Raw genomic sequence first — 1,213 nt, 5'->3', positions numbered from 1 at the left:
CCTTGTATCTCTCAAGGTGACGTGTTTAGCTAACATTTCACCAGTGGAGTAAGTGAGGCTGAGCCTGCCCTTAGTCATAAAGACTGTAACGTAGATTGGCCCCTTACTCCATGTCCTCATTCAAACTGAATGGTATCTTAGCGCTTCGCACTGCGAATGACGCTGCATGTACAAGGGTAGTGAACGAGATGCGTGAATTTATTGGAGTTGATGTAAGTAAAAACAAACTCGACATTCTGTGGCTTAGAGACACGAAAGCCAAAAAAGTGAAATCCAAATGCCTGCCAAATAAAGACTTTAAAGCCGTGGCGGATTGGCTTTTAAAGCAAACAGACGTTAGTCCTGACGAGATTCTCGTTACGGTTGAGCCAACAGGTGTGTACCACGAAGGCCTGATTTACTTTCTAGCCGATGCAGGATTCAACGTGTTCTTAGCAAACCCCTCAAAAGCTAAGAAGCACGCGGAATCCATGAATATACTGCAAAAGACGGACAAGTCCGATGCGCGTCTTTTAGCAATATATGGTGCGTCCATGAGTCAGTACGATGACTTTACTTTATGGGTGCCAGAATCAAAGTCAGCCCGTGCGCTCAGAGCAATGCTTCGTCGACTCGATGCATTAGAAAAAGACAAACGCCGCGAGCAAAACAGGTTAGAGGCCGCAACGATTAGTGGTGCCTCACCCCGTGTGCTCGACTCCATAAGCGCCATGATTAAAAACTTAGAAGATGAAATTAAACGCCTTACTCGAGATGTGGATGACCACATTAGTGGTGATCCACATCTGCGTAAAAACAAGCAATTATTGATGTCTATCAAAGGCGTAGGCGATGTGATTAGCCGAGAGTTGGTGAGTCTATTTGCAGTGAAAAAATTTAAAACAGCCAAACATTTTAGCGCTTACCTTGGGCTTATTCCGAAGTTGCAAGAATCAGGGAATATGAAAGGTCATGTTCGCATGAGTAAAACTGGGCCGGCCAGGGTAAGGGCTAAAATATATATGGCAAGTGTCGCAGCAGGAACACATAATCCTGACATTAAAGCACAGAAAGAGCGATTGCTGGCTGCTGGTAAAGCGAAAATGCAGGCAGTTGGCGCTGCAATGCGTAAGTTAATGCAAATTTGTTTTGGTGTGATTAAACATCAACAAGAATATCGACCTCTAGCTACATAAAATAGAGCTAGAGATCGGTATTGAGAGATGGTATCTAC

The 1,213-nt window shown here is 44.3% G+C and carries 1 protein-coding gene; it reads left to right on the top strand.

Annotation, left to right across the window (positions count from 1 at the left end; genetic code table 11):
* Positions 1-188 precede the first annotated feature (188 nt).
* On the top strand, positions 189-1,175 hold the full coding sequence (locus CWE15_RS11905) for an IS110 family RNA-guided transposase (protein ID WP_126758299.1): 987 nt from the start codon (positions 189-191) through the stop codon (positions 1,173-1,175).
* Positions 1,176-1,213: the final 38 nt, after the last annotated feature.

Source organism: Aliidiomarina taiwanensis (assembly GCF_003987015.1).
Taxonomy (GTDB): domain Bacteria; phylum Pseudomonadota; class Gammaproteobacteria; order Enterobacterales; family Alteromonadaceae; genus Aliidiomarina; species Aliidiomarina taiwanensis.
This window is presented reverse-complemented; position numbering and strand designations above follow the sequence as displayed.